22 protein-coding genes are annotated in these 24117 nt (G+C 72.4%); 11 read left to right on the top strand and 11 right to left on the bottom strand.

What is annotated here, in order from left to right; translation table 11 throughout:
* Positions 1-77: 77 nt before the first annotated feature.
* Entirely contained in the window at positions 78-833 is a 756-nt protein-coding gene (locus ABZV00_RS05560; RefSeq protein WP_355602141.1) for a dienelactone hydrolase family protein, read from the bottom strand.
* Between the two features lie 165 nt (positions 834-998).
* Between ABZV00_RS05560 and ABZV00_RS05555 the strand changes: the two genes are divergently transcribed.
* Genes ABZV00_RS05555 through ABZV00_RS05540 form a run of 4 tightly spaced genes read left to right on the top strand, consistent with a single transcriptional unit; the run spans position 999 to position 3001 of the window.
* Positions 999-1454: a hypothetical protein gene (locus ABZV00_RS05555; protein WP_328423020.1), complete on the top strand. Its 456-nt coding sequence runs from the start codon at positions 999-1001 to the stop codon at positions 1452-1454.
* Entirely contained in the window at positions 1451-1954 is a 504-nt protein-coding gene (locus ABZV00_RS05550; protein ID WP_355602139.1) for a universal stress protein, read from the top strand. The genes ABZV00_RS05555 and ABZV00_RS05550 overlap by 4 nt, the downstream gene beginning before the upstream one ends.
* Positions 1951-2472 (top strand): SAV_915 family protein, encoded by a 522-nt coding sequence (locus ABZV00_RS05545; RefSeq protein ID WP_355602137.1) that lies wholly within the window; start codon positions 1951-1953, stop codon positions 2470-2472. Before ABZV00_RS05550 ends, ABZV00_RS05545 begins: the two co-directional genes overlap by 4 nt.
* On the top strand, positions 2408-3001 hold the full coding sequence (locus ABZV00_RS05540; protein WP_355602135.1) for a winged helix-turn-helix domain-containing protein: 594 nt from the start codon (positions 2408-2410) through the stop codon (positions 2999-3001). The genes ABZV00_RS05545 and ABZV00_RS05540 overlap by 65 nt, the downstream gene beginning before the upstream one ends.
* 26 nt (positions 3002-3027) lie before the next feature.
* Here ABZV00_RS05540 and ABZV00_RS05535 read toward each other — a convergent pair whose 3' ends face one another.
* From ABZV00_RS05535 to ABZV00_RS05505, 7 genes are all read right to left on the bottom strand, one after another.
* Complete coding sequence (locus ABZV00_RS05535) at positions 3028-3708, bottom strand: response regulator (RefSeq protein ID WP_328423012.1); 681 nt, start codon at positions 3706-3708, stop codon at positions 3028-3030.
* Positions 3705-6257 (bottom strand): DUF4118 domain-containing protein, encoded by a 2553-nt coding sequence (locus tag ABZV00_RS05530; protein ID WP_355602133.1) that lies wholly within the window; start codon positions 6255-6257, stop codon positions 3705-3707. Before ABZV00_RS05530 ends, ABZV00_RS05535 begins: the two co-directional genes overlap by 4 nt.
* Positions 6258-6351: 94 nt before the next feature.
* Entirely contained in the window at positions 6352-7233 is an 882-nt protein-coding gene (locus ABZV00_RS05525; RefSeq protein WP_355602131.1) for a potassium-transporting ATPase subunit C, read from the bottom strand.
* Positions 7233-9440, bottom strand: coding sequence for a potassium-transporting ATPase subunit KdpB (kdpB, locus tag ABZV00_RS05520; protein ID WP_355602129.1), 2208 nt, complete (start codon positions 9438-9440; stop codon positions 7233-7235). The genes ABZV00_RS05525 and kdpB overlap by 1 nt, the downstream gene beginning before the upstream one ends.
* A 20-nt stretch (positions 9441-9460) precedes the next feature.
* On the bottom strand, positions 9461-11116 hold the full coding sequence (gene kdpA / locus ABZV00_RS05515; protein WP_355602127.1) for a potassium-transporting ATPase subunit KdpA: 1656 nt from the start codon (positions 11114-11116) through the stop codon (positions 9461-9463).
* Entirely contained in the window at positions 11116-11205 is a 90-nt protein-coding gene (kdpF, locus tag ABZV00_RS05510; RefSeq protein WP_036390805.1) for a K(+)-transporting ATPase subunit F, read from the bottom strand. Before kdpF ends, kdpA begins: the two co-directional genes overlap by 1 nt.
* 519 nt (positions 11206-11724) lie before the next feature.
* Entirely contained in the window at positions 11725-12765 is a 1041-nt protein-coding gene (locus ABZV00_RS05505; RefSeq protein WP_355602125.1) for an SAM-dependent methyltransferase, read from the bottom strand.
* Positions 12766-12837: 72 nt separating this feature from the next.
* Here ABZV00_RS05505 and ABZV00_RS05500 point away from each other — a divergent pair, with 72 nt between their 5' ends.
* Positions 12838-13629 (top strand): zf-HC2 domain-containing protein, encoded by a 792-nt coding sequence (locus tag ABZV00_RS05500; protein WP_355602123.1) that lies wholly within the window; start codon positions 12838-12840, stop codon positions 13627-13629.
* Between the two features lie 57 nt (positions 13630-13686).
* On the opposite strand, the gene ABZV00_RS05495 is transcribed toward ABZV00_RS05500, so the two are convergent.
* The gene (locus ABZV00_RS05495; protein WP_355602121.1) at positions 13687-14361 is read right to left on the bottom strand and encodes a TetR/AcrR family transcriptional regulator; all 675 of its coding nucleotides are present in this window, start codon (positions 14359-14361) and stop codon (positions 13687-13689) included.
* A gap of 220 nt (positions 14362-14581) precedes the next feature.
* Complete coding sequence (locus ABZV00_RS05490; protein WP_355602119.1) at positions 14582-15832, bottom strand: DUF222 domain-containing protein; 1251 nt, start codon at positions 15830-15832, stop codon at positions 14582-14584.
* A 260-nt stretch (positions 15833-16092) separates the two neighbouring features.
* Between ABZV00_RS05490 and ABZV00_RS05485 the strand changes: the two genes are divergently transcribed.
* The 4 genes from ABZV00_RS05485 to ABZV00_RS05470 are packed head-to-tail and all read left to right on the top strand — an operon-like array spanning position 16093 to position 21788.
* Entirely contained in the window at positions 16093-17259 is a 1167-nt protein-coding gene (locus ABZV00_RS05485) for an acyl-CoA dehydrogenase family protein (protein ID WP_355602117.1), read from the top strand.
* Positions 17249-18463, top strand: a complete 1215-nt coding sequence (locus tag ABZV00_RS05480; protein WP_355602115.1) for an acetyl-CoA C-acetyltransferase — start codon at positions 17249-17251, stop codon at positions 18461-18463. The genes ABZV00_RS05485 and ABZV00_RS05480 overlap by 11 nt, the downstream gene beginning before the upstream one ends.
* Positions 18464-18477: 14 nt before the next feature.
* Complete coding sequence (locus ABZV00_RS05475) at positions 18478-20646, top strand: 3-hydroxyacyl-CoA dehydrogenase NAD-binding domain-containing protein (RefSeq protein WP_355602113.1); 2169 nt, start codon at positions 18478-18480, stop codon at positions 20644-20646.
* The gene (locus ABZV00_RS05470; protein WP_355602111.1) at positions 20643-21788 is read left to right on the top strand and encodes a CaiB/BaiF CoA-transferase family protein; all 1146 of its coding nucleotides are present in this window, start codon (positions 20643-20645) and stop codon (positions 21786-21788) included. The genes ABZV00_RS05475 and ABZV00_RS05470 overlap by 4 nt, the downstream gene beginning before the upstream one ends.
* Here the strand turns inward: ABZV00_RS05470 and ABZV00_RS05465 are convergent.
* Positions 21772-22047 carry a hypothetical protein gene (locus ABZV00_RS05465; RefSeq protein ID WP_355602109.1) on the bottom strand — a complete coding sequence of 92 codons (276 nt, stop codon included), beginning with the start codon at positions 22045-22047 and terminating at the stop codon, positions 21772-21774. The two genes, ABZV00_RS05470 and ABZV00_RS05465, sit on opposite strands and share 17 nt — an antisense overlap.
* 2 nt (positions 22048-22049) lie before the next feature.
* Here ABZV00_RS05465 and ABZV00_RS05460 point away from each other — a divergent pair, with 2 nt between their 5' ends.
* Together ABZV00_RS05460 and ABZV00_RS05455 are read left to right on the top strand one after the other, a co-directional pair.
* Positions 22050-22310 carry a hypothetical protein gene (locus ABZV00_RS05460; protein ID WP_355602108.1) on the top strand — a complete coding sequence of 87 codons (261 nt, stop codon included), beginning with the start codon at positions 22050-22052 and terminating at the stop codon, positions 22308-22310.
* Positions 22311-22830: 520 nt separating this feature from the next.
* Positions 22831-24090 carry a DUF2786 domain-containing protein gene (locus tag ABZV00_RS05455; protein WP_355602106.1) on the top strand — a complete coding sequence of 420 codons (1260 nt, stop codon included), beginning with the start codon at positions 22831-22833 and terminating at the stop codon, positions 24088-24090.
* Positions 24091-24117: the final 27 nt, after the last annotated feature.

Below are 24117 nucleotides of genomic sequence, written 5' to 3'. Positions count from 1 at the left end.
CCGGCCCCGGAACGACCGGGACGCGCCGGGCGGCTTCGGCTGACGACCGGCCCGGTGCGCAACCCCGCTGGGCTTCTTCAGCCGACCGGCAGGGCCCGGTCCAGCAGGTCGAACAGGGCGGCCCAGTGCCGCTCGGTGGCCTGCTCGTCGTACGCCGGGGTGTCGGCCATGGTGTAGCCGTGGTGCGCGCCCGCGTACACCTCGGAGCGGTACCGCACACCGGCGGCGTCGAGCGCCTTCTCCAGCGTCGCGATCTGCTCGGGCGTCATCGACTGGTCCGCGTCGGCGTGCCCGAAGTACACCTCGCCGCTGATCGAGTCGACGCCCAGGTGCGGGCTGTCCGGCGCGTCGGTGACGATCCGCCCGCCGTGGAAGCTCGCCGCCGCGGCGATCCGGTCCGGGTACGCCTCGATCGCCCGCAGCGCGTTGGTGCCCCCCATGCAGTAACCGGTGATCGCCACCGGCCCCGGCCGGACGTCGTCGCGGGCCGCCAGGAAGTCGAGGTAGGCGGCGGTGTCCCGGATGATCACGTCGGGGGTCAACGCACCGACCAGCGGCATGATCTTCTCGAAGATCGCGCCGCGCTGGTCCGCCTCACCGAGGCGGGACAGGTCGAACAGCGGCGCCCGGCCGGCCCGGTAGAACAGGTGGGGTGTCAGCACGAGGTAACCCCGGGCGGCGATCCGCTCCGCCATCTCCACCAGACGGGGCCGCGGGCCGAAGGCGTCCTGGAAGAGCAGCACCGCCGGGAACGGGCCGTCCCCGTCCGGCCTGGTGAGGCAGGCGTCGGCGACCCCGTCGCCGGTCGGAACGTCCACCGTCGTCGTCTGCACGCGATCCTCCTCGTACGCCAACCGTTGGTCCGTCCGGGACGCTACTCCCCGCGTCAGCGGGGCCGGCCGGCACCGGCGTGAACGGGGCGTCAAGAATTGGCGGTGGTCCGTCAGAACGGCGTATCGGCGCTCGATCCGCCGTCGCCGGGTGGTGACGATGGGTCCATGAGTCCTTGGCGGATGACGCGCTGGGAACGCGGAGACCTGCCACCCGGCACCGACACGACGTCGGGCCGGGACGGCGAACCGCAGGCCCCTGACGGCAACCCCGACGAGCCGGCGGAACCTCCCGCGAACGGGACGGACGGGCCCGATCGGCGGCACGAGGCGCTGGTCAGCGTCCGGCTCGGCCCGTCCGCGCCCGGCAGTCACCTGGTGGAATATCTGCGGCACGAGCCGTGCGCGGTCGCCGCGTGGTGGATCGCGGCCGACGTCGACGCCGTGGTGCGGCTCTCCGCCGACAGCATCACCGTGCTGCACCGGGCCGTGGCCGACCTGCGACGTCGCGCCGGGGTGGAGGTGGTGGTGGCGCACTTCATCCTCCGCGCGCTCGACCTGACCACACCGGCCGACCCGCGTGTCATGCGGGACGCCCCAGCGTGGGCGGTGCCCGCAGCATGAGCAGCCCTTGCCCCGCCCCCCGGATCGTGGTGGGCGTCGACCGGTCGTTCGCCGGGATGCAGGCGCTGCGCCGCGCGGTGCAACTGGCCCGCCGCGACGGTGCGCAGTTGGACGCCGTACGGGCGTGGGTCTTCGCGCCGACGTGGCGGCCCGGCACGCTGACCTGGCGCTGGCAGGACGAGTGCGACCGAGCGGCCCTGACCTACCTGCGGGGCGTCTTCGACGCGGCGCTGGGTGGGCTGCCCCGCGACGTACCCGTGCGGATGGTGGTGACGCAGGGCTACGCCGGGCAGGTGCTGGTCGACCACGCACACCGGCAGTCCGACCTGCTCGTCGTCGGCAGCCCGGAACGCCGCCGGTTCGGCGGGTCGCGCGGTCACGTCACCCGGTACTGCGTGACGCGGGCGGCCGTGCCGGTCGTCGCGGTGCCCGCGCCGTCCTGGGCCCGGGCCGCGACGATCCGCCGCTTCGCCCGCGACCTCGAACGTTTCAGCAGATGACCGCCGCCAGAGCGGCGGCGCGAACAGAAAGGACCACCTCGACCATGGACGAGGCCCCGATAATCTACGCCGTTCCGGTGCGGGAGCTGCCGGGACGGCTGGTGGGGACGGTACGGACCGGCCGGTCACCACAGGGTCAGCGGGTGGGCATCGCCTTCACCCGGCCCGAGCTGCTGGTCGCCGCGATGGGCGCGGATCAGGCATGGGAAGAACTCTGCGAGTCCGCTCTGCGCGGCATGCTGCGCCCGCTCGGGATCGACCGGATCCAGGTCGACCCGCTGCTGGTGGCGCCGCCGCTCGACCCGAGCTTCGGAGACCGGGCGGCGCCGACCGTACCGGCCCTGGTTCCGGCCGCACTCGTCAGCCCGCGGTCCGGGGCCGACCCGGTCGCGGTCGCGGTCGGCACCTTCCAGCGCCCGGTCGACCCGGGCCCGTCTCTGCGGAGGTCTTCAGATGCTGTCCCCGGTCACCGTTCTGCCGGTCGTGCCACGCCGGTCGTCATCCGCACCCGAACCTGAGCCGCAGGTCGTCACGGTCGAGATCTCCATCGTGGTCCGATCCGGTGCGGCCGGCATCGAGCGGCTGGCCGAGTTCGCCGAACGGGTCTCCGCGCTCGCCGCCGGCGTGCTCCACCAGGAGGTGTCGTCCGGCGGCCCGATCATCGGGATCGACAGCCCCTCGGCATCCTTCGGCGACGGCGGTGCCACATTAGGCAGGTCGTCGGCCGCCTCCCAAACAACCCGCCCCGAGCTGCTGCTGCGACCGGTACGCCGGACCGCCCAGCTCAGTGGCGAGCCGGTGACGTTCACCCGGCGCGAGTACGACCTGCTGCTCCACCTGGCGCGCCACCCTCGTCAGGCACTCACCCGGGGGCAACTGCTGCGCGAGGTCTGGGGCTACGAGATGTGCCGAGGCGCGCGAACCGTGGATGTGCACGTGCGTCGGCTACGGCAGAAGCTGGCCGGCCGTGGTCCGGTCATCACGACCGTGCACGGCATCGGCTACCGCCTGGACGCCACCGAACGGCTACGGGTTGCCGCGGACTGACGTCACGCACGGTCGGACGCTGCCGGTCACGGCCGGTAGCGGTAGCCCATCCCGGGCTCGGTGATGAGATGCCGGGGGCGGGCCGGGTCGTCCTCCAGCTTGCGCCGTAGCTGGGCCAGGTACTGCCGCAGGTAGTTGGTCTCGTTCTGGTACTCCGGCCCCCACACGTCATGCAGGAGCTGGCGCTGACTGACCAGCTTGCCGGGGTGGCGCAGCAGCTTCTCCAGCACGCTCCACTGGGTGGGGGTCAGCTTGACCTCGGTCCCGTCGTCCCGCCGCACGGCGTGGTCGGCCAGGTCGACGGTGTGCTGGCCGATCCGCAGCGCGGGCACCGCCTCGCTGGGCGCGCCGAGCCGCCGGGTCACCGCGCGGATGCGGGCCAGCAACTCCTCCACCCCGAACGGCTTGGTGACGTAGTCGTCCGCTCCGGCGTCGAGCGCGGCGACCTTGTCCTCACTGCCGGCCCGCCCGGAGAGCACGATGATCGGCACGGCGGTCCAGCCGCGCAGGCCGCGAATCACCTCGACGCCGTCGATGTCGGGCAGGCCGAGGTCGAGCACCACCAGGTCGGGCGGGTGGCTGGCGGCGGCTTTCAGCGCGGCCGCCCCGGTCCCGGCGACGTCCACGTCGTACCGGCGGGCCCGCAGGTTGATCCGCAGGGCGCGCAGGATCTGCGGTTCGTCGTCGACGACCAGGATGCGCGTCATTCCTGCGGCCCCTCCGAGCTGGTCTGTACGGCGGCGGGCAGCCGCAGCACCATGGTGAGCCCACCACCAGGGGTGGTCTCAGGAGTGATGCTGCCACCCATCGCCTCGGCCAGGCCCCGGGACAGGGCAAGCCCGAGGCCGACTCCGGTCTGGTTGTCCCGGTCGCCGAGGCGCTGGAACGGCAGGAAGACGTGCTCCCACTGCTCCTCCGGAATGCCCGGTCCCCGGTCGATGATCCGCAGCTCCACCTGGCCGGCGTGCGCGCTCCCGGTGATGGTGGGCGGCTGCCCGGGCGGGCTGTACCGCAACGCGTTCGCGATGACGTTGACCAGCACCCGTTCCAACAGGCCGGGGTCGGCGGTGGCCGCGGGCAGGTCGGCCGGGATGTCGGTCACGACGGCGGCGGCGGGCGGGCCGAGCTCGTCCAGCGCCCGGGGTACGGCGTCCTCCAGGCCGATCACGGTCGCCGTGTTGCCGAGGACGCCGGCCTGGAGCCGACTCATGTCCAGCAGGTTGCCGACCAGCCGGGCGAGCCGGTCCAGCGACTCCTCGGCGGTCTCCAGCAGCTCCTCGCGGTCCTGCTCGTCGAACTCGATGTCCTGGCTGCGCAGGCTGGTCACAGCGGCCTTCGCCGAGGCCAGCGGGGTACGCAGGTCGTGGCTCACCGCGGCGAGCAGCGCGGTCCGCATCCGGTCCGCCGCGGCGAGGGGCCGGGCGGTGGCCGCCTCCTCGGCCAGCCGTTCCTGGCGCAGCGCGACGGCGGCCTGGGCGGCGAACGCCTCGACGATCCGTCGGTCGGCGGCCTCCAGCCGACGGCCGCTGAGCACGACGGTGATCCGCTCGTCGACCGGCACCGCCGTCTCGCCCTCGTCCGGTGTGCAGGCCGGACGGTCGCCGACGCTGGCCACCACGCACCAGGCGTGCTCCTCGCGGGCTCGCTCCGGGCGACCGCTTGCCTCCTCGGCCAGCTCCAGCACGCTCACCGCGCGCAGCCCGAAGGTTTCCCGGAGCTGGTCGAGCAGCGCGGGCAGCGGACGTTCACCGCGCAGCACGCCACCGGCGACGGCCGCGAGGGTCTGCGCGTCGGCGGCGGCACGGGCGGCCTCCCGGGTCCGCCGCGCGGCCACGTCGACGATCCAGCTCACCGCCAGCGCCACGCTGACGAAGACGGCCAGGGCGAGCAGGTTGTCCGCCTCGGCGATGGTCAGCGTGCGGTACGGCGGGGTGAAGAACCAGTTGAGCAGCAGCGAGCCGCCGAGCGCGGCGACCAGGGCCGGCCACAGCCCGCCGACCAGGGCGACCACCACCACCGCCACCAGGAAGAGCAGGATGTCGTTGGTCAGCGTCAGGTCGGGCAGCACTGTCAGCAGCAGGGTGAGCAGTGGTACGCCGACCACGGCCAGGGCGAAGCCGAGCAACCGGCGACGCCGGGACAACGCCGCCGGCACGGCCGCCGCCCGGCGTCCCCTACCGGCCTCGGTGTGGGTGACCAGGTGCACGTCGATCGAGCCGGAGAGCGCGGTGGTGGTCACCCCGACGCCCCTGGCGAACAGCTGCGCGAAGCGGCCCCGCCGGCTCGCGCCGAGCACCAGCTGGGTGGCGTTCACGCCACGGGCGAAGTCCAGCAGCGCGGCGGGGACGTCGGTGCCCAGCACCTGGTGGTAGGTGCCGCCGAGGCTCTCCACCAGCACCCGCTGGCGGGCCAGTTGGGCCGGGTCCGCGCCGGCCAGGCCGTCGCTGCGGGAGACGTGTACGGCGAGCAGGTCGGCACCCTTGCTGCGGGCCGCGACCCGCGCCGCCCGGCGGATCAGTGTCTCGCCCTCCGGGCCGCCGGTCAGCGCCACCACGACCCGCTCCCGAGCCTCCCAGGTGGCGGCGATGCCCTGCTGGCTGCGGTACCGGTCGAGCTGTTCGTCGACCTTGTCGGCCAGCCAGAGCAGCGCCAGCTCGCGCAGGGCGGTGAGGTTGCCGACCCGGAAGTAGTTGCCCAGCGCGGCATCGATCTTGTCGGGTCGGTAGATGTTGCCGTGCGCCATCCGCCGGCGTAGCGCCTCGGGGGTCATGTCGACCAGCTCGACCTGCTCGGCGGCACGGACGATCTCGTCCGGCACGGTCTCCCGCTGGGTGGTGCCGGTGATCTGCGCGACGACGTCGTTGACCGACTCCAGGTGCTGCACGTTGACCGTGGACAGCACGTCGATCCCCGCGTCGAGCAGCTCCTGGACGTCCTGCCAGCGTTTGTCGTGCCGGGAGCCGGGCACGTTGGTGTGCGCCAGCTCGTCGACCACCGCGACCTCCGGCCGGCGGGCCAGCACCGCGTCCAGGTCCATCTCGGTGAACTCGGCACCCCGGTAGTCCATCGTGCGGCGCGGGACCTGCTCCAGGTCACCGAGCATGGCCGCGGTGTGCTGGCGGCCGTGGGTCTCCACGAAGCCGATCACCACGTCGGTGCCGCGCGCGGCACGCCGCTGGGCCTCCTCCAACATGGCGTACGTCTTGCCGACGCCGGGGGCGGCCCCGAGATAGATGCGCAGTTCTCCGCGTGGCACGGGAACATCCTTCCTGGTCGGGTTCGCCGATGCGGGAACCGGGCGAGGCCGTCCCCGTGGAACGGCCTCGCCCGGTGTCGTACTCAGGGCTTGCTCAGCGCGCCGCGAACTGCTTGTCCAGCGCGATGTTGAGCTCCAGCACGTTGACTCCCGGCTCGCCCATGAAGCCGAGTCCTCGCCCGGAAGTGTGCTCGTCCACCAGCCGGCGGACCGCCTCCGGGTCCGCGCCGCGCTCCCGCGCGACCCGGTTCACCTGCAACTCGGCGTACGCCGGGCTGATCTGCGGGTCGAGGCCGCTGCCGCTCGCGGTGACCGCGTCGGCGGGCACCGCCGGGTCGGCGGGCGCGTTGCCGCGGATCGGGGTGACCACCCCGCCAGCGGCCACGTAGTCCTCGTCGGGCTGCGCCAGCTCCACCGGCACCCCCTGGTACGAGGCGACGAACGGGGTGGCCGGGGCGACCTGGTTGACGCTGACCACCCGGGTGACCGGGCCGGTCAGACCGTCCGCGCGGAAGACCGCGAGCACGGCACCCACGCCCTCGGTGGTGCAGAAGGGGCGCCCGCCGTCGACGCCGTTGAGCTCGCCGACCTCCTTGCTGCGCCCGCAGACCTGGGTGAGCAGGCTCTCGCTGGACTCCTCCGGGTCGCTGGCGATGGTGTCGACCACGCTCTCCGGGCCCAGGTTGCTGGCCGAGGTGGAGGTCGGGTCGTAGCCGTCGCCGGCGGCCGACGGGCGGGACTGGAAGTACCGCGGGACGGGGTTGCCGTCGGCGTCGGTGAAGGACTGACCGATCAGTGAGCTGCCGACCGTCGTCCCGCCCTCGTCGATCAGCGAGCCGTCGGCCTTGTGGTTGAGGCCGGGTAGCTGGCCAACCGCGACCAGGGCCAGCGGGTAAACCAGCCCGAGCAGCACCGTGAAGACGAGCACGGCGCGCAGGGCGGCGAGGTGTTGGGCGAGCCAGTTGGGTAGGCGCATCACGAAATCCCCGGGATGAACTGGATGAGCAGGTCGATGAGCTTGATCCCGATGAACGGCACGATGATGCCGCCCAGTCCGTACAGCCACAGGTTGCGGCTGAGCAGCTTCGACGCGGCGGCCGGCCGGTACCGCACGCCACGGAGGGCGAGCGGGATCAGCGCGATGATCACCAGGGCGTTGAAGATGACCGCGGACAGGATCGCCGACTCCGGGCTGGACAGCCGCATGATGTTCAGCGCGTCCAGGCTCGGGTAGAGGCCGGCGAACATGGCCGGGATGATCGCGAAGTACTTCGCGATGTCGTTGGCGATGCTGAACGTGGTCAGCGCGCCCCGGGTGATCAGCAACTGCTTGCCGATCTCCACGATCTCGATGAGCTTGGTCGGGTCGGAGTCAAGGTCGACCATGTTGCCGGCCTCCTTGGCGGCCGACGTACCGGTGTTCATGGCCACCCCGACGTCGGCCTGGGCGAGCGCCGGTGCGTCGTTGGTGCCGTCGCCGGTCATGGCGACCAGCCGGCCACCCTCCTGCTCCCGCTTGATCAGCGCGAGCTTGTCCTCCGGCGTCGCCTCGGCCAGGAAGTCGTCGACCCCGGCCTCGTCGGCGATCGCCTTCGCGGTACGCGGGTTGTCGCCGGTGATCATCACGGTCCGGATGCCCATCCGGCGCATCTCGTCGAACCGCTCCCGCATCCCGGACTTGACGACGTCCTTGAGGTGGATGACGCCCAGCGCGCGAGCCGACTCACCGTCGACGTGCTCGGCGACGACCAGCGGCGTGCCGCCGGTGCTGCTGATGCCGTCCACGATCTCACCGACCTGCTCGGTGGGGTGCCCGCCGTTCTCGCGGACCCACTTCATCACCGCGGCGGCGGCGCCCTTGCGAACCCGGCGCCCCGTTCCGGACGCCCCGGCGTCCACGCTGGCCTCCGGGGCCATGTCGACGCCGCTCATCCGCGTCTGCGCGGTGAACGGTACGAAGGTGGCGTGCGGCATCACGCCGGGCTCGCGCTCGCGCAGCCCGAACTCGTTCTTCGCCAGCACCACCACCGAGCGCCCCTCCGGGGTCTCGTCGGCCAGGCTGGACAGTTGCGCGGCGTCGGCCAGGGTCGCGGCCGTCACCCCTTCGACCGGTACGAACTCGGCGGCCTGCCGGTTGCCCAGCGTGATGGTGCCGGTCTTGTCCAGCAGCAGGGTGTTGACGTCGCCGGCCGCCTCGACGGCCCGGCCGCTCATGGCCAGGACGTTGCGCTGCACCAGCCGGTCCATGCCGGCGATGCCGATGGCGGAGAGCAACGCACCGATCGTGGTGGGGATGAGGCAGACCAGCAGCGAGATCAGCACCACGCCGGTGACACCGGAGTCGGTGATCGCGCCGCTGTCCGGCGCGGCCGCCTGGTACGCCTTGGAGAAGATGGCCAGCGGCTGAAGGGTGACCACGGCCAGCAGGAAGATGATCGTGAGCGCGGCGAGCAGGATGTTCAGCGCGATCTCGTTCGGCGTCTTCTGCCGGTTGGCCCCCTCGACCAGGGCGATCATCCGGTCGATGAAGCTCTCCCCCGGCTTCTGGGTGATCTTCACGACGATCCGGTCGGAGAGCACCTTGGTGCCGCCCGTGACCGCGCTGCGGTCGCCACCGGACTCCCGGATGACCGGGGCCGACTCGCCGGTGATGGCCGACTCGTCGACACTGGCGATGCCCTCGACGATGTCGCCGTCACCGGGGATGATGCCGCCCGCCTCGACCAGCACGATGTCGCCCTGGCGCAGTTGCGGCGCGGGCACCGCCTCGTCCCGGTAGGTGTTGGCTCGGGCGCCCGGCGACCAGTCGACCAACCGGGTGGCGATGGTGTCCTGCTTGGCCTGCCGCAACGCGGCAGCCTGGGCCTTGCCCCGACCCTCGGCGACCGCTTCGGCCAGGTTGGCGAAGAGCACGGTCAGCCAGAGCCAGATGGTGATCGCCCAGGCGAACACCGACGGGTCGGTCACCGCCAGGACGGTGGTGAAGGCCGCGCCGACTTCCACGATCAGCATCACCGGGTTGCGCCACAGCGTGCCCGGGTTGAGCTTGCGCGCGGCGTCCGGCAGGGACCGGATCAGCTGCTTGGGGTCGAGCAGTCCCCCGCCGACCCGGTTGCCCTGGGTGGCCGGGGTGCCGGCGGTCGGTTGCTCGCCGGTCCCGGATGTCACGGAGGTGACGGACATGTCCTCGTTCCTCATGATGGTCAGAGCCCCTCTGCCAGCGGGCCGAGCGCGAGTGCGGGCAGGAAGGTCAGCGCGACGAGGATCACCGTTACGCCGACGACCATCCCGATGAACAGCGGTCGGTGAGTCGGCAGGGTGCCCTCGGACGCGGGGGTGGGTGCCTGGCGGGCCAACGAACCGGCCAACGCAAGCACGAAGATGATCGGCAGGAACCTGCCCAGCAACATGCACAGCCCGAGCGCGGTGTCCCACCAGGTGGTGTTGACGGTTATGCCGCCGAACGCGGAGCCGTTGTTGTTGCTGGCCGAGGTGAACGCGTAGAGCACCTCGGAGAGGCCGTGCGGACCGACGTTGAGCGCGGTGGAGTTGTTACCGGTGGCGAACGCCGCCGCCGTGCCGACCAGCACCAGGATCGGCGTGATCAGGAAGTACAGCGAGGCGAACTTGATCTCCCGCGAGCCGATCTTCTTGCCCAGGTACTCCGGGGTACGGCCCACCATCAGGCCGGCCACGAAGACCGTGATCACGGCGAGGATGAGCAGGCCGTAGAGACCGGAACCGGTACCGCCCGGGGCGACCTCGCCGAGCATCATGTTGAACATGGTCATCATGCCGCCGAGCGAGGTGAACGAGTCGTGGAACGAGTTCACCGCACCGGTCGAGGTCAGCGTGGTGGCCGCGGCGAAGGTGGCCGAGTTCGACACGTCGAACCGAACCTCCTTGCCCTCCATCGCCGCGCCGACCGCCTGCGGCACCGTGCCGTGGCCGGCCAACTCGAAGACGTTGGTGATGACCACGCTGGCGAACGCGAGGATGGCCATCACCGCGGCGATGGCGTAGCCCTGGCGGTTCTGCCCCACCATCCGGCCGAAGACCCGGGGCATGCTGAACGGAATCACGAAGATCAGGAAGATCTCGATCCAGTTCGTCCACGTGGTGGGGTTCTCGAACGGGTGGGCGCTGTTGACGTTGTAGAAGCCGCCACCGTTGGTGCCCAGCTCCTTGATCACTTCCTGGCTGGCAACAGGCCCGCCGGTGATGGTCTGGGTGCCGCCGGTCAGCGTGGTCACGTCGGTGCCGGCCGAGAGGTTCTGCACCACCCCGCCGATCATCAGCGCGATGGCGCCAAGCACCGCGATCGGCAGCAGGATCCGCAGCGTGATCCGGGTCAGGTCGACCCAGAAGTTGCCGAGCTGCCCGGTACGGCTGCGGGCGAACCCCCGCAGCAACGCCACCGCCACCGCGATGCCGACCGCCGCCGAGACGAAGTTCTGCACCGCCAGACCGGCCATCTGCACCAGGTGGCCCATCGTCGACTCACCCGAGTACGACTGCCAGTTGGTGTTGGTCACGAACGACACGGCGGTGTTCCACGCGCCGTGCGGCACGACCGCGTCGAAGCCAAGCGACAGCCACAGGTGGTTCTGCACCCGCTGGAACAGGTACAGGAACAGGATCGAGATCCCGGAGAACGCCAGCACGCTGCGGGCGTACACGCCCCAGGTCTGTTCGGCGGCCGGGTTGACCCCGACCAGACGGTAGATCCCCCGCTCGACCCGGGACTGCCGGGTGCCGGAGACCGCGCGGAACATGTAGTCGCCGAACGGCTTGTAGACGGCGACCAGGGCCGCCACCAGCGTCAGCACGAAGATGACGCCCGCTGTTGTCATGGTCATCAGAAGCGCTCCGGAAACAACAGGGCGAACACCAGGAACGCGCCCAGGACGATCGCGAGCACCAGACCGACGGCATTGACCGCGTTCACAGCTTCTCCACCGCCCGGACCACCAGGGCGAGCACTGCGAACAGCGCCACCGTCAGGATCACGAACACCACGTCAGACACGCTGACTCCTCATACCGGGAAAGTTCGCCGCGACCGCCTCCCGGTCGCGCCGGGCAATCAAAGCCCCACCACCTCGCGAATGGCAGGGGTCATAACGCGACCATGACGGAGGCGAACCATTTATTGACGCGGTTTTCACATCGCCACCCGAACAGGTGCAACGCGGCACAAAGCTCTCGGCAGGGCGCAGACGGGCCAACGTTGAAGGTCCGCACAACTTCAGGGAAGGAGTCGCCTCCCACGCGCGCGAGGTGACACTTTCCTTGTTCTTGTGCAGATCTGGCAATACGAGGGCAGACGGACAGCCCGCGGGCGACACCTCGCGGGTCGGAATGTGCGGACGCGGTGGTGCCACGGAGTGCTGTGGCGGGTGTGGCCGTGTGGCGGGTGGGGTGCGGCGGCCGGTCAGGCCGTGTGGCGGGTGGGGTGCGGCGGCCGGTCAGGCCGGGCGGCGGGCCACCAGCACGTCACGCATGATCGACTGGTCGACGCGGTGGCGCAGCGCGCGGTAGGGCTCCGCGTCGACCACGGTCAGGCCGGCCGCGGCCAGTGCCGCCGCAGCGTCGTCCCGGCTGGCCACGTGGGTGTTCCAGGAGATGCCGAGCGCTCCACCGGGGCGCAACAGTCGCGCCCAGACCGGCGCGGCGTCGGCGAGCAGCGCCAGCGGGTCCCGGGTCAGCCCGTGATCGGCCGTCCGGCTGCCGTGCTGGACGCCGTACGGGGCGTCCGCGACGACCAGGTCGACGGTCTCCGGGCGGAAGAACTCGCCCGCACGGGTGGTGTCGGCGTTGACCACGTCCAGCAGTTGGAGGTCGCCGGCCTTGTGCGCCTCGCGCGTGGGGGCCAGCTCGATCCGCACCCGGCGACCGACCACCTTGCGCTCCCGGCGCACCGGCCCCGACTCCAGCACCCGGTGCTTGATCCGCTTCTGCTTCAGCCAGGTGGTGATGAACGCCCGGTACGCCTCGACATCCTTCTGGTCGCGGTCCATCCCGGCGGCGTCGAAGCCGTACATCAGCGCCTGGTTGAGGGTGGTGCCGCGACCGCAGAGCGGGTCGAGCACCCGGAACCGGCGGCTGGTCAGCTCGGCGGCCCAGTCCGAGGCGAGCAACGTGACGTTGAGCAGCAGCTTGGTGAACTGCTCGTTGGTCTTGCCCGGGTACTTCTGGATGGTGATCAGGTCATCGTCGTAGCGGTCCAGCCGGCTCCACTCGATCGGGCGCAACAGCTCGCCGACGAACTCGAACAGCGCGTACCCGGCGGAGAGGTTGCCCAGCACGGCCAGGTCCCGCTCGGTCAGCCCGTCGCCCGTGAAGGTGACGTAGCTGGCCCCGCCAACGGTCGCGGTGTCCAGCTCGCCGATCCGGCCGTCGAGCGCCGAACGGCCGAAGATCTCCAGTTCGGCCCGGGTGAGGTCGACGGCGGAGCGGGCGTACACCCGGTTGGTGGAGGGCAGGATCAGCAGGCCGTAGCGCGTCATGATCGGGCGAGTATTCCATAACGGGCCACAGCCGCCGGGAACCGGAGTGGCGGCCGGACCGACTACCCGTACATGGGGTGTGAGCAGTGGCGGGAGGTCCTGTCCGCGCAGTTGGACGGCGAGGAGACCGCCGAGGAACGGGCGGCGGCTCAGCGGCACCTGGACGGGTGCGCCGAGTGCCGGGTCTGGTTCACGGCGGCGGCCGGGGTGACCCGTCGGGTGCGTACCCGATTGGTCACCGAACCGCCCGACCGGACGGAGACGATCCTCGCCGCCGCCGCTGCCGCGCCGCCGGCCCGTCGGTGGCGGTGGTGGCCCGCTGCGGCCGGGCGCGGCCGACTGGTCACCGGGCTGCGCGGGGCGCTCGGGCTGCTCGGGGCGGTGCAGTTGGTGCTCGGCCTGGCCCAGGTGGGCCGGGGCACGGCCGCCGATCACCTGCACCCGGCCGGTCAGCACCTGTGGCACGAGTCGGCGGCGTGGAACGTGGCGGTGGGCGCCGGCTTCCTCTTCGTGGCGGTACGCCGCAGCCCGCCGGCCGGCCTGCTGCCAATGCTCAGCGCGTTCGTCGGCACGCTGCTGCTGCTCTCGGTCAACGACCTGGCCACCGGAACGGTGAGCGGGGAGCGGCTGGTCAGCCACGGTTTCCTGGTGATCGGCTACCTGATCACCGTGCTGCTGTCCCGGCCCGGGTTGCGCCCCGGAGGCCCCGCGCCGCAGCGCCAGCCCGCGCCGTCGCGCTGGCGGTTCCGGGCGGACGAGGTCGACCGGCCGCTGCGGGTGGTCCGGTCCGAGCCGTACCCGGCACAGGCGGCCGAGCGCCACGCCGCCCTGGCCGCACTGTCCACCGACCGGCGGGCCGCCTGAGCGTCGGCCGTGCGCCCGGTCAACCGGCGCGGCCGTGGTCGGTCTGTGGGCCAGACGTCAGGAAGACATCGGTCGAGCGGGCCGGGTCGTCTCCGTCGCGCCAGCCTGGCCGCCGCCTGCGATGGCCGCCGGGATGACCTGTTCGACGATGGCCAGCAGCGTGGTGGTGAGCAGCAGGTGCACCTGGTCGCGGGTCAGCGCGCCGCGTTGGAGCCACTCCCGGGCGGTCGAGGTGGCCAGCCCGCCGTACGCCCGGACCATCCCGCGCAGCTCCTCGCGGTGCTCCGCCTCGTCCGCCAGGCCGACGGCGACCAGCATCCGGTCGGCGGCAACCTCCTCGGCCTCGGCGAGCACCCGCTCCACGTCGGCGTCGCCGCCCATCCCCCGAGCGGTGACAGCGGCCAGCCAGGAGGTGCCGTGCCGGGAGACCACGTCGAGGAACCAGGAGACGCTGGCGTCGACCCGGGACCGCAGGTCTCCCTTGGGCAGCCGCTCCAGGGCCACCTCCGGGATGGTCACCATGACCCGGACGACCTCCAGGTAGAGGTCCTTCTTGGCGCCGAAGTAGTGGTTGACCAGGCCGCGCGCGACACCCGCCTCCCGGGCTATGTCGGTGGTCGACACATCCGGGTACGCGCGCTCGCCGAACAGCCGGACCGCGCAGGCCAGGATCTGCCCACGCCGGGCATCCGGCTCCAACCGGCGGCGGCGCGGAGCGGTCTCGACAATCATCTGCCCGACCCTATCGGCAGCTCACGACGTCGGCCTACGCTCCGCCGCGCCGCCGTCGCGCCTCTTCCATGATCGCTTAGTCACCCGGACCGGTTTGGACCTACTGAGCATCCAATGATCACCGCACAACGTAGGTACCCGTAGGAAATGAGTCAGCATCGCGACTAGGGAGTTCAGCCTCTGGTTGATCGATGATGCGTGCTGGTGAAACGGCCGAGTTTTACGTGCGATGGTGGTAGTGGTTGCGGCGGGGTAGCTGATCCGGATCGAGCCAGGCCGGGGGCACGAACTCCGGGTGACCATCGCCGCCAAGCCGGACGGTCCAGTCGCTGTGATGGATGTGCCGGTGGTGATGGCCGCAGAGCAGCACCGCGTTCGTAAGACTGGTGGGACCGCCGTCGGCCCAGTGGCGGATGTGGTGGGCGTCGCACCAGCGTGGTGGACGGTCACAACCTGGAAAAGCGCAGCCGTGATCGCGCAGCACCAGGGCCCGCCGCAGGGGGCCGGTGATGAGGCGGCGTTGCCGGCCCATGTCGAGGACCTGACCCGCGCCGCCGAGCACGGCAGGCAGGATGCTCGCGTCGCAGGCCAGGCGGCGCACCGCCTCCGACGTGAGCGCGAGACCGGTGTCGAGAGCACCCGCGTCGAGGTCCTTGAGCAAGGTGTCGTACGCGGTGGTGACCACGACCTGCGCCGGGTCGCCACCGTGCTCGGGCAACTCACCCGTGCGCAGCGCGAGTCGACACACGTCGGCGAGCGCGTCGTGACGACGCTGCCCCGGGGTGCGAGTGTCATCCGGCCCAGCGGGCCCGCCGAGCGGGTCGATGACGGCGCGCAGCACTGCGGCGGCTTCGGTGTCGAGGCTGCCGGCCAGGCGCAGCCGACCATCGGACTGCTCGCTTATGGTGACGTGCCGGTCCCGGGCAGTCCGGCGGGCCTCCGCCTCCAACCCGGCCCGGGCTGCGGCGTCGGCGACCTCAGGGGCGACATGCTCGAGAATCCGACCGCCGAGTTTGCGCAGCAGCGTCGGGTCGAACTGCCCGGCCCAGTCGACCAGCACGCCGACGGCCTTGTCGGCGGCCTCGACACCGGCCGAGGCCGACACGGTCGCGACCGTGTCGGCGATGACCCGGGCCTGTTCCACGGTGATGCTTCCGTAGGCGAGCGCACCACGCACGCCCGAGGCACCGGCGTCCAGCGCCGCAGCGAGGTCGACCAGTCGGCGGGCAGCGGGGACGGTGAGCCGCAACCGCTCCCGCAGCCACACCGCAGTCGACGAGGCGCCCTGCGCAACCGCCGTGCCACGCCCGTCCAAATCCCGCACGGCCGCCAACTGCACCGCTGCCAACCGCTGCTGAAGGCGATGCGACGCGTCGATCACCGCGACCAGATCCGACTCCGACATGGCCCAGGTGGCCGCGCCAACGCACGCCGCTACTGCGGCTTCTGCCTGCGCCAACTCATCGACCACCAGCCGAGATTAGAACAGACGTACGACAATTCGGCGGCGCTGGGTCCCGCCGCAGGCATGCCGCCGCAGACATGCCGCCGCGGGCTGGCCCACTCGGTCGCCGCGTTCCGGCCGATTCGGGTTCTGCAGTGCGATCGGGCGGCCTGCGATCGCCCAGCGTCGTCCTTCGGCCGGCGCTGCCCAACGTTCGGCACCCGGGACGGACGACTGTTGATCGAGACTTATTGACATGCCGTCAACAGCGCGCGAGGGTGATGCACATGCCGACGCTCGCATCCGACGGTCCCCCCTCGCCCTGGCGCGAACCGGAGCACGACGACCTGGCCGATCTGGCCCGCACCTTCTTCACCAAGGACGTGCTGCCGCACGCCGACCGGCTGCTGGCGCAGGGCCATCCGGACCGCGAGCACTACCGGCGAGCCGGCGAGCTGGGGCTGCTCGGCCTCTCCGTGCCGGAGGAGTACGGCGGCGGAGGCGGCGGGTTCACCCACGAGGCGGTCCTGCTGCACGAGCAGGCGTACACCGGGGAGGGCAGCCTCGGGCTGGCCGTCCACAGTGGCATCGTCACCGGCTATCTGGTGGCGTACGGCAGCGAGGAGCAGAAGCGGCGCTGGCTGCCCGGCCTGTGCAGCGGTGAGCTGGTCGGCGCGATCGCGATGACCGAGCCGGACGGCGGCTCCGACCTCCAGGCGATGCGTACCCGGGCGATCCGTGACGGCGACGACTATCTGGTCACCGGCGCGAAGACGTTCATCACCAACGGTGGGCTCGCGGATCTGATCATCGTGGCCGTGAAGACCGACCCCGAGCAGCGGGCGGCCGGTGTCTCGTTGCTGGTCTGCGAGGTCGGGGGCGACCCGGCGGGCTTCCGCCGGGGCCGGCTGCTGTCCAAGATCGGTCTGCACGCCAACGACACCGCCGAACTGTTCTTCGACGAGTTCCGGGTGCCGGCGGACAACCTGCTCGGCGGTGCCGAAGGGCTGGGCTTCATCCAGCTCATGCAGCAGCTTCCGCAGGAACGACTGGTGATCAGCGTCGGCGCGGTCGCCGCCATGGAACGCGCCGTCGAGCTGACCGTCGCGTACACCAGGGAGCGCACCGCCTTCGGCAAGCCGCTGATGGGCCACCAGAACACCCGGATGGTGCTCGCCGAGTGCGCCACCCGCGCCCGGGTCAGCCGGGTCTTCCTGGACGACTGCATCGTCCGGCACACCCGCGGCGACCTGGACGTGGCCACCGCCGCGATGGCGAAGTGGTGGCTCACCGACGGCCAGTGCGAGGTCATCGACCGCTGCCTGCAACTCTTCGGCGGTTACGGCTACACCACCGAGTACCCGATCGCCCGGATGTACGCCGACGCCCGTGTCCAGAAGATCTACGGCGGCACCAACGAGATCATGAAGGAGCTGATCGCCCGTGCCCTCTGAGGCGTACGTCTACGACGCGGTCCGCACCCCGCGCGGACGCGGCCGGGACACCGGCGCGCTGCACGGGGTCAAGCCGATCTCCCTGGTGGTCGGCCTGATCGACGCGCTGCGCGAGCGCAACCCCGGCCTGGACGTCGACCGGCTGGAGGACCTGCTGCTCGGCATCGTCACCCCGGTGGGTGAGCAGGGCGGCGACCTGGCCCGGGCCGCCGCGCTGCTGGCCGGGCTGCCCGACCAGGTGGGCGGGGTGCAGCTCAACCGGTTCTGCGCGTCCGGGCTGGAGGCGGTCAACGCCGCCGCCGCGCGGATCCGCTCCGGCTGGGAGCACCTGCTGCTCGCGGGCGGGGTGGAGTCGATGTCCCGGGTGCCGATGGGCTCCGACGGCGCGGCCTGGGCCACCGACCCGCAGACCGCCCTGGCCACCTCGTTCGTGCCGCAGGGCGTCAGCGCCGACCTGATCGCCACCCTGGAGGGCTTCACCCGCGACGACGTGGACGGCTACGCGCTGCGCTCGCAGGAGCGGGCCGCCAAGGCGTGGGCCGGCGGGCACTTCGCCCGCTCGGTGGTGCCGGTACGCGACGGCAACGGGCTGGACATCCTCACCGTGGACGAGCACCTCCGCCCGGAGACCACCCGGGAGGCGCTGGGCCGGCTCACCCCGTCCTTCGCCACGATGGGCGAGGCGGCCGGCTTCGACGCGGTGGCCTTGCAGAAGTTCCACTGGCTGGAGGCGATCGAGCACGTCCACCACGCCGGCAACTCGTCCGGCATCGTGGACGGCGCGGCGCTGGTGCTGATCGGCTCGGCGGAGGTGGGCCGGGACCTGGGCCTCACCCCGCGCGCCCGGATCGTCGGCGCGGCGGTCACCGGCGCCGACCCGACGCTGATGCTGACCGGCCCGATCCCGGCCACCCACAAGGCGCTCGCCGCCGCCGGGCTGACCCTCGCCGACATCGACCTGTTCGAGATCAACGAGGCGTTCGCCGCGGTGGTGCTCAAGTACGTCCGCGATCTGGGCCTGGACCCGGACCGGGTGAACGTCAACGGCGGTGCGATCGCCCTCGGCCACCCGCTCGGCGCCACCGGTGCGATGTTGCTCGGCACCGCGTTGGACGAGCTGGAGCGCCGCGACCTGCGCCGCGCCGTGGTGACCCTCTGCATCGGCGGCGGCATGGGCGTCGCCACCGTCATCGAGCGCTGCTGACCCGGAGGACGACCATGACCGACACCATCCGGTACGACCGCCGCGCCGACGGCATCGTCACGCTCACCCTGGACGACCCCGACCAGTCCGCCAACACCATGAACCGGGCGTACGCCGCGTCGATGAGCGCGGTACTGGACCGGTTGGAGGCCGAGCGCGACGATCTGACCGGGGTCATCGTGACCAGCGCGAAGTCGACCTTCTTCGCCGGCGGCGATCTGCCGGAGATGGTCCGGGCGACCCGCGCCGACGCGCCCGCGCTGGCCGAGCTGCTCGGCACCATCAAGCGGGACCTGCGCCGGCTGGAGACGCTGGGCCGGCCGGTGGTCGCCGCGGTCAACGGCTCGGCGCTCGGCGGCGGCCTGGAGATCGCGCTCGCCTGCCACCACCGGGTCGCGCTGGACGCGCCCGGCAGCCGACTCGGGCTGCCCGAGGTGACCCTGGGGCTGCTGCCCGGCGCTGGCGGCGTCACCCGGACGGTACGGATGCTCGGCCTGGCCGGGGCGTTGACCACGGTGCTGCTCACCGGCCGGCGGATGCGCCCGGCCGACGCGCTGGCCGCCGGGCTGGTGGACGAGGTGGTGGCCACCCCGGAGGAGATGCTGGACCGGGCCCGCGCCTGGATCGCCGCCAACCCCCACCCGGCCCAGCCGTGGGATCGACCGGACTACCGGATGCCCGGCGGCAGCCCGGCCAGCCGGTCGCTGGCCGCCCAGCTGCCAGCCTTCCCGGCGACCCTGCGCAAGCAGCTCAAAGGTGCCCGGCTGCCCGCACCCGAGGCGATCCTGGCCACCGCCGTCGAGGGGGCGCAGGTCGACCTGGAGACCGCGTTCACCGTGGAGACCCGGCACCTGATCGGCCTGCTCACCGGGCAGGTCGCCAAGAACATGATCGGCGCGTTCTTCTTCGACCTGAAGGCGGTCAACGGCGGGGCGGCCCGACCGTCCGGAGTCACCGTCTCCCCGGTGCGCCGGGTGGCGGTGCTCGGCGCCGGCATGATGGGCGCGGGCATCGCGTACGCCTGCGCCAGCGCCGGGCTGGACGTGGTGGTCCGGGACGTCTCGCCGGAGGCCGCGGGCCGGGCCCGGGAGCACGCCGAGCGGCTGTTGGCCCGGAAGGTCCGCAAGGGCCGCGCGACGGAGGCCGACGCCCGGGCCGTGCTGGACCGGATCACCACCACCGACCAGGTGGACGCGCTGGCCGGCTGCGACGCGGTGATCGAGGCGGTCTTCGAGGACCCTGCGCTGAAGCGGACGGTCTTCGCCGAGGTGCTGCCGGTGCTGGCGCCGGACGCGCTGCTCGCCTCCAACACCTCCACCCTGCCGATCACCGGTCTGGCCGCCGGGGTGGCCCGGCCGGACGACTTCATCGGCATGCACTTCTTCTCCCCGGTGGACCGGATGCCGCTGCTGGAGATCGTGGTCGGCGAGCGGACCAGCGATACCGCGCTGGCCCGGGCGTTCGACCTGGGCCGGCGGATCGGCAAGACCCCGATCGTGGTCAACGACGGCCGGGGCTTCTTCACCAGCCGGGTGATCGGCCGGTTCATCGACGAGGCGGTCGGCATGGTCGCCGAGGGGGTGCCGGCCGCCTCGGTGGAGCAGGCCGCCCTGCAGGCCGGCTACCCGACCGGGCCGCTGGCGCTGGCCGACGAGGTGAGCCTCACCCTGATCCAGCGGACCCGTCGACAGTTCGAGGCGGCCGGCGAAGGCTTCCTGCCACTGCCGGCGCACCGGCTCGTGGACGAGTTGGTCGACGCGTACGACCGGCCGGGGCGTGCCGCCGGGCGCGGCTTCTACGGGTACGACGACGGCACCCGGGGCCGGTTGTGGACCGGTCTCGCCGACCTGACCACCGACGCGGGCCGTGCCGTGCCGTTCACCGATCTCCAGGAGCGGATGCTCTTCGCCGAGGCGCTCGACGCGCTGCGCTGCCTCGACGAGGGGGTGCTGCGGACCGAGACCGACGCCAACATCGGCTCGATCTTCGGCATCGGCTTCCCGGCCTGGACCGGCGGGGTGATCCGCTACGTCCGGCAGTACGCGGGCGGCCCGGCCGGCTTCGCGGCCCGCGCCACCGAGCTGGCCGCCCGCTACGGCGACCGGTTCACGCCCCCCGACGACCTGGCCGACCGGCTCGCCGCCTCGGCCACCCGCCCCGTCGAAACGGTGAGCGCCGCATGACGGCGTCCAACGAGCCGGCGGGCGGGTCTGCGCGCGGCGGGCCGCTGGCCGGGGTGCGGGTGGTCGAGCTGGCCAGCCTGGCCCCGGCGCCATTCGGCTGCATGGTGCTCGCCGACCTCGGCGCGGACGTGGTGCGGGTGGACCGGCCGGGCGGCCCGGGTGCGGGGCGGCTGGCCGCGCCGACCGGCGGGCCGTTGCAGCGCGGCCGGCGGGTCACCGCGCTGGACCTGAAGTCTCCGACCGGGGTGGCGGACCTGCTGCGCCTGGTCGAGCGGGCGGACGTGCTGGTCGAGGCGTACCGGCCGGGCGTGGCCGAGCGGCTGGGCTTCGGGCCCGAGGTCTGCCAGGCCCGCAACCCCCGGCTCGTGTACGCGCGGATGACCGGCTGGGGCCAGGACGGGCCGCTGGCGCCCCGGGCCGGGCACGACATCGACTACATCGCGGTGGCCGGTGCGCTGGAGCCACTGGGTCGGGCCGGCGAGCGCCCGTACGCGCCGATGAACCTGCTCGGCGACTTCGGCGGGGGCGGCATGCTGCTCGCCGTGGGAGTGCTGGCCGCGCTGCTGGAACGGGAACGCTCCGGCGCCGGCCAGGTGGTCGACGCGGCGATGGTGGACGGCTCGGCGCTGCTCACCGCGTTCCTGCACGGGCTGCTCAGCACCGGCCTGTGGGCCGCGCCGCGCGGACACAACATGTTCGACGGCGGGGCGCCGTTCTACGACACGTACCGCACCGCCGACGGCGGCTTCATGGCCGTCGGCGCGATGGAGCCGGCCTTCTACGCCGAGCTGCTGACCGGTCTCGGCCTCGCCGACGCGGCGGACCTGCCCGCCCAGTACGACCCGAGCGGCTGGGACGAGCTGCGCCGGCGCTTCACCGAGCGTTTCGCCGAGCGGACCCGCGACGAGTGGACGGCCGTCTTCGCCGACCTGGACGCCTGCGTCGCGCCGGTGCTCGCCCCCCGCGAGGCACACTGGCATCCGCACAACGCCGCCCGGGGCACCTTCGTCGACGTGGGCGGCGAGATCCAGCCGGCCCCGGCACCCCGCTTCGACCGGACGCCGACCGGCCAGCCAACCCCAGCACCAGACCCAGAGCGGGACGTCCTACCGGTCGACACGATCCTCACCGGCTGGCAGTAACCCCGCCCGGCGGCCGCGCACTGTCGCCGGCCGTGCTGCGCGCCGAGTACGACCGGCTGCGCGCATCCTGCACAACGCCGCCCGCACCGGCCTGGACGCCCAGAACCGGGCCGGGCACCCGGCGTTCGTCGAGCACCTGGGGGGCCGCGTCGCCTGGGTCGGCCACGCCCATCCCACCCGCGCCGCCAAACCGGCGACGCTCCTCGCCGCTGCCCAGGCTGGCGAGGACGGCAGCCAGTTCTTTCAGGGGAGTCGACAAGCATGAGTTGGAAGGGCCACGTCAACGGAATCCTCTACGGGATCCAGTTCGACCAGACGCTTAACGACACGGTGGTGACCCGGGTCGCCGACGGGGTGACCGGCGGCCTCTACCCGGGCGACCGGACCGAGACGCTCGATGCGCTCGATCAGGCGCTGCGCCACCCTGGCCCACTCAACGACGAGGCCGAGACACACCACAGCGAGGAGAACATCCGCGCATTCCTAACCCACCTCTCCACCGCCCTAACAACGCGCGCCTAACCCCCGGGCCCTCGGGGTTGATCAAGAGGTTTGCGTCAAGGAAGCGCCTTTTCGTGACGCAAACCTCTTGATCAACCGAGGTGGTCGGGCCGACCGGGGGCGGGTGGGGCGGTGGTACCAGGTGGCGAAGACGGCGATGGCCAGCAGGAGCTCCGCTATGTCGCCGCCGTAGTACGTGAGCTGGGCGGCGGAGCGGAACGCCGCCGGGTCCCGATCGGTGAGGCCGAGCGGGAGGGTGCTTGTGGCGCTGCTCTCCGACGGGCTGCTGCACGCCGCCGAGCTGATCGCCCTGGTCCGCGCGGCACGGCACCGACCAAGATCGACACGAGATCGGCGACATCGGGGGTCCGACCTGGCCGGATGCCACGACTTCCCTGACCTCGTGTTGATCACGCGGTGCTTGCCGTCAGGGGGCGACAACATCCCCGTTTCGCGCCTCCGACCCGGCTAACGGCATGATCATGGAGCTGGGGTCGGGCCGGAAGCCTCGCCGGCAGCGGAACCCGAGAAGGAGGTGCCCGTGCCGGACGCAGAGGAACTCGTCGCCGACGCGCTCGCAGCGGTGCGCGGCACCGACGTACGCCAGGCCGAACGGCAGCTGGACCGGCTGATGGTCGGCACCGGCGCGGCGGACGGCACGGCGGCGGTGGACGTGGCGCTGCTGCGTCGCCTGGTCCGCAGCGTGGGGCGGCTCTGGCCACGCGGCTGGCAGCCGGTGGACCTGGACCGGCTCACCACCCGGCGGCTCGGAGCACGCCAGGCCCGGCTGGTCCGGGACGCGATGGCCGCCCAGCGGCGCGACCAGGCCGGGCCGGTCCCGGACTGGTGGGACGAGCAGCTGGGCGAGTTGGCCGTCGAGGTCTGGTGGGACGACGACCGTGGCATGCTGGCCGGCTGGTCGGCCCGGGAAGGGCTGGACCGCGTCGACGCGCTACGCGTGGCGGTGGACACCCTGGTGCTGGTGGAGAGCCTGCCGCCCATCGCGGTGCTGCGCCCGCCACCCGGCACGACCGGCGCGGCGGCCGCCAGCCGACCGGCCGGCCGGGCCCGCAGTGGGTCACCGATGCTCGACCGGGTACGGGCGCTGCTGGCCAAGGCCGAGTCGACCACCTTCCCGGCCGAGGCCGAGGCGTTGACCGGCAAGGCGCAGGAGCTGATCGCCCGGCACAGCATCGACGAGGCGCTGCTGGCCGCCGGGGCCGATCGTGGCGACCTGCCCGGCGGGGTGCGGCTCGGCACCGAATCCCCGTACGCGGGGGCCAAGGCGCTCCTGGTGCAGGAGGTGGCGGCGGCGAACCGGTGCGAGGCGGTCTGGTCCGACGACCTCGGCTTCGCCACCGTGCTGGGCTGGCCGGCCGACCTGGTGGCGGTGGAGTTGCTGTACACCTCGCTGCTGGTCCAGGCCACCGCCGCGATGCTGCGCGGACGGGCCGAGCGCCGGCCCGGGGCCGGGCGGCGGACCCGCGTCTGGGACGAGTCCTTCCTCAACGCGTTCGCGCTGCGGATCGGCGAGCGGCTGCGGGCGGCCACCGACGCGGCGGACCGGGCGGCGGCCGAGACGGCCGGCCCGGAGCGGCTGCTACCGGTGCTCGCGGCACGCGGCGAGGCGGTCCGGGAGCGCCTGGACACGCTCTTCCCCGGCGTCACCCGGCACCGGCTCAGCGTCCGCGACGCCGAGGGCTGGTCGTCCGGCACCTCTGCCGCCGACCGGGCGTCGCTGGACGTCGGCGGCGGGCGACCACCACCCCGACAGGTACCCGGCCGGCCCGACCCGCGCTGACCCGCCCGGTGTGGGACCGCCACCGTC

It is taken from the genome of Micromonospora sp. NPDC005173, assembly GCF_040608515.1.
Classification (GTDB): Bacteria; Actinomycetota; Actinomycetes; order Mycobacteriales; family Micromonosporaceae; genus Micromonospora.
Note: the sequence above shows the minus strand (reverse complement) of the source record. Positions and strands in the feature narration are given on the sequence as shown.

Bases quoted from the DNA above. Each gene is read 5' to 3' on its own strand.
- ABZV00_RS05555 (WP_328423020.1), top strand. From the start codon at position 999: ATGAGTCCTTGGCGGATGACGCGCTGGGAACGCGGAGACCTGCCACCC.
- ABZV00_RS05550 (WP_355602139.1), top strand. From the start codon at position 1,451: ATGAGCAGCCCTTGCCCCGCCCCCCGGATCGTGGTGGGCGTCGACCGG.
- ABZV00_RS05545 (WP_355602137.1), top strand. From the start codon at position 1,951: ATGACCGCCGCCAGAGCGGCGGCGCGAACAGAAAGGACCACCTCGACC.
- ABZV00_RS05540 (WP_355602135.1), top strand. From the start codon at position 2,408: ATGCTGTCCCCGGTCACCGTTCTGCCGGTCGTGCCACGCCGGTCGTCA.
- ABZV00_RS05535 (WP_328423012.1), bottom strand. From the start codon at position 3,708: ATGACGCGCATCCTGGTCGTCGACGACGAACCGCAGATCCTGCGCGCC.
- ABZV00_RS05525 (WP_355602131.1), bottom strand. From the start codon at position 7,233: ATGCGCCTACCCAACTGGCTCGCCCAACACCTCGCCGCCCTGCGCGCC.
- kdpB (WP_355602129.1), bottom strand. From the start codon at position 9,440: ATGTCCGTCACCTCCGTGACATCCGGGACCGGCGAGCAACCGACCGCC.
- kdpA (WP_355602127.1), bottom strand. From the start codon at position 11,116: ATGACCATGACAACAGCGGGCGTCATCTTCGTGCTGACGCTGGTGGCG.
- ABZV00_RS05505 (WP_355602125.1), bottom strand. From the start codon at position 12,765: ATGACGCGCTACGGCCTGCTGATCCTGCCCTCCACCAACCGGGTGTAC.
- ABZV00_RS05500 (WP_355602123.1), top strand. From the start codon at position 12,838: ATGGGGTGTGAGCAGTGGCGGGAGGTCCTGTCCGCGCAGTTGGACGGC.
- ABZV00_RS05495 (WP_355602121.1), bottom strand. From the start codon at position 14,361: ATGATTGTCGAGACCGCTCCGCGCCGCCGCCGGTTGGAGCCGGATGCC.
- ABZV00_RS05485 (WP_355602117.1), top strand. From the start codon at position 16,093: ATGCCGACGCTCGCATCCGACGGTCCCCCCTCGCCCTGGCGCGAACCG.
- ABZV00_RS05475 (WP_355602113.1), top strand. From the start codon at position 18,478: ATGACCGACACCATCCGGTACGACCGCCGCGCCGACGGCATCGTCACG.
- ABZV00_RS05470 (WP_355602111.1), top strand. From the start codon at position 20,643: ATGACGGCGTCCAACGAGCCGGCGGGCGGGTCTGCGCGCGGCGGGCCG.
- ABZV00_RS05460 (WP_355602108.1), top strand. From the start codon at position 22,050: ATGAGTTGGAAGGGCCACGTCAACGGAATCCTCTACGGGATCCAGTTC.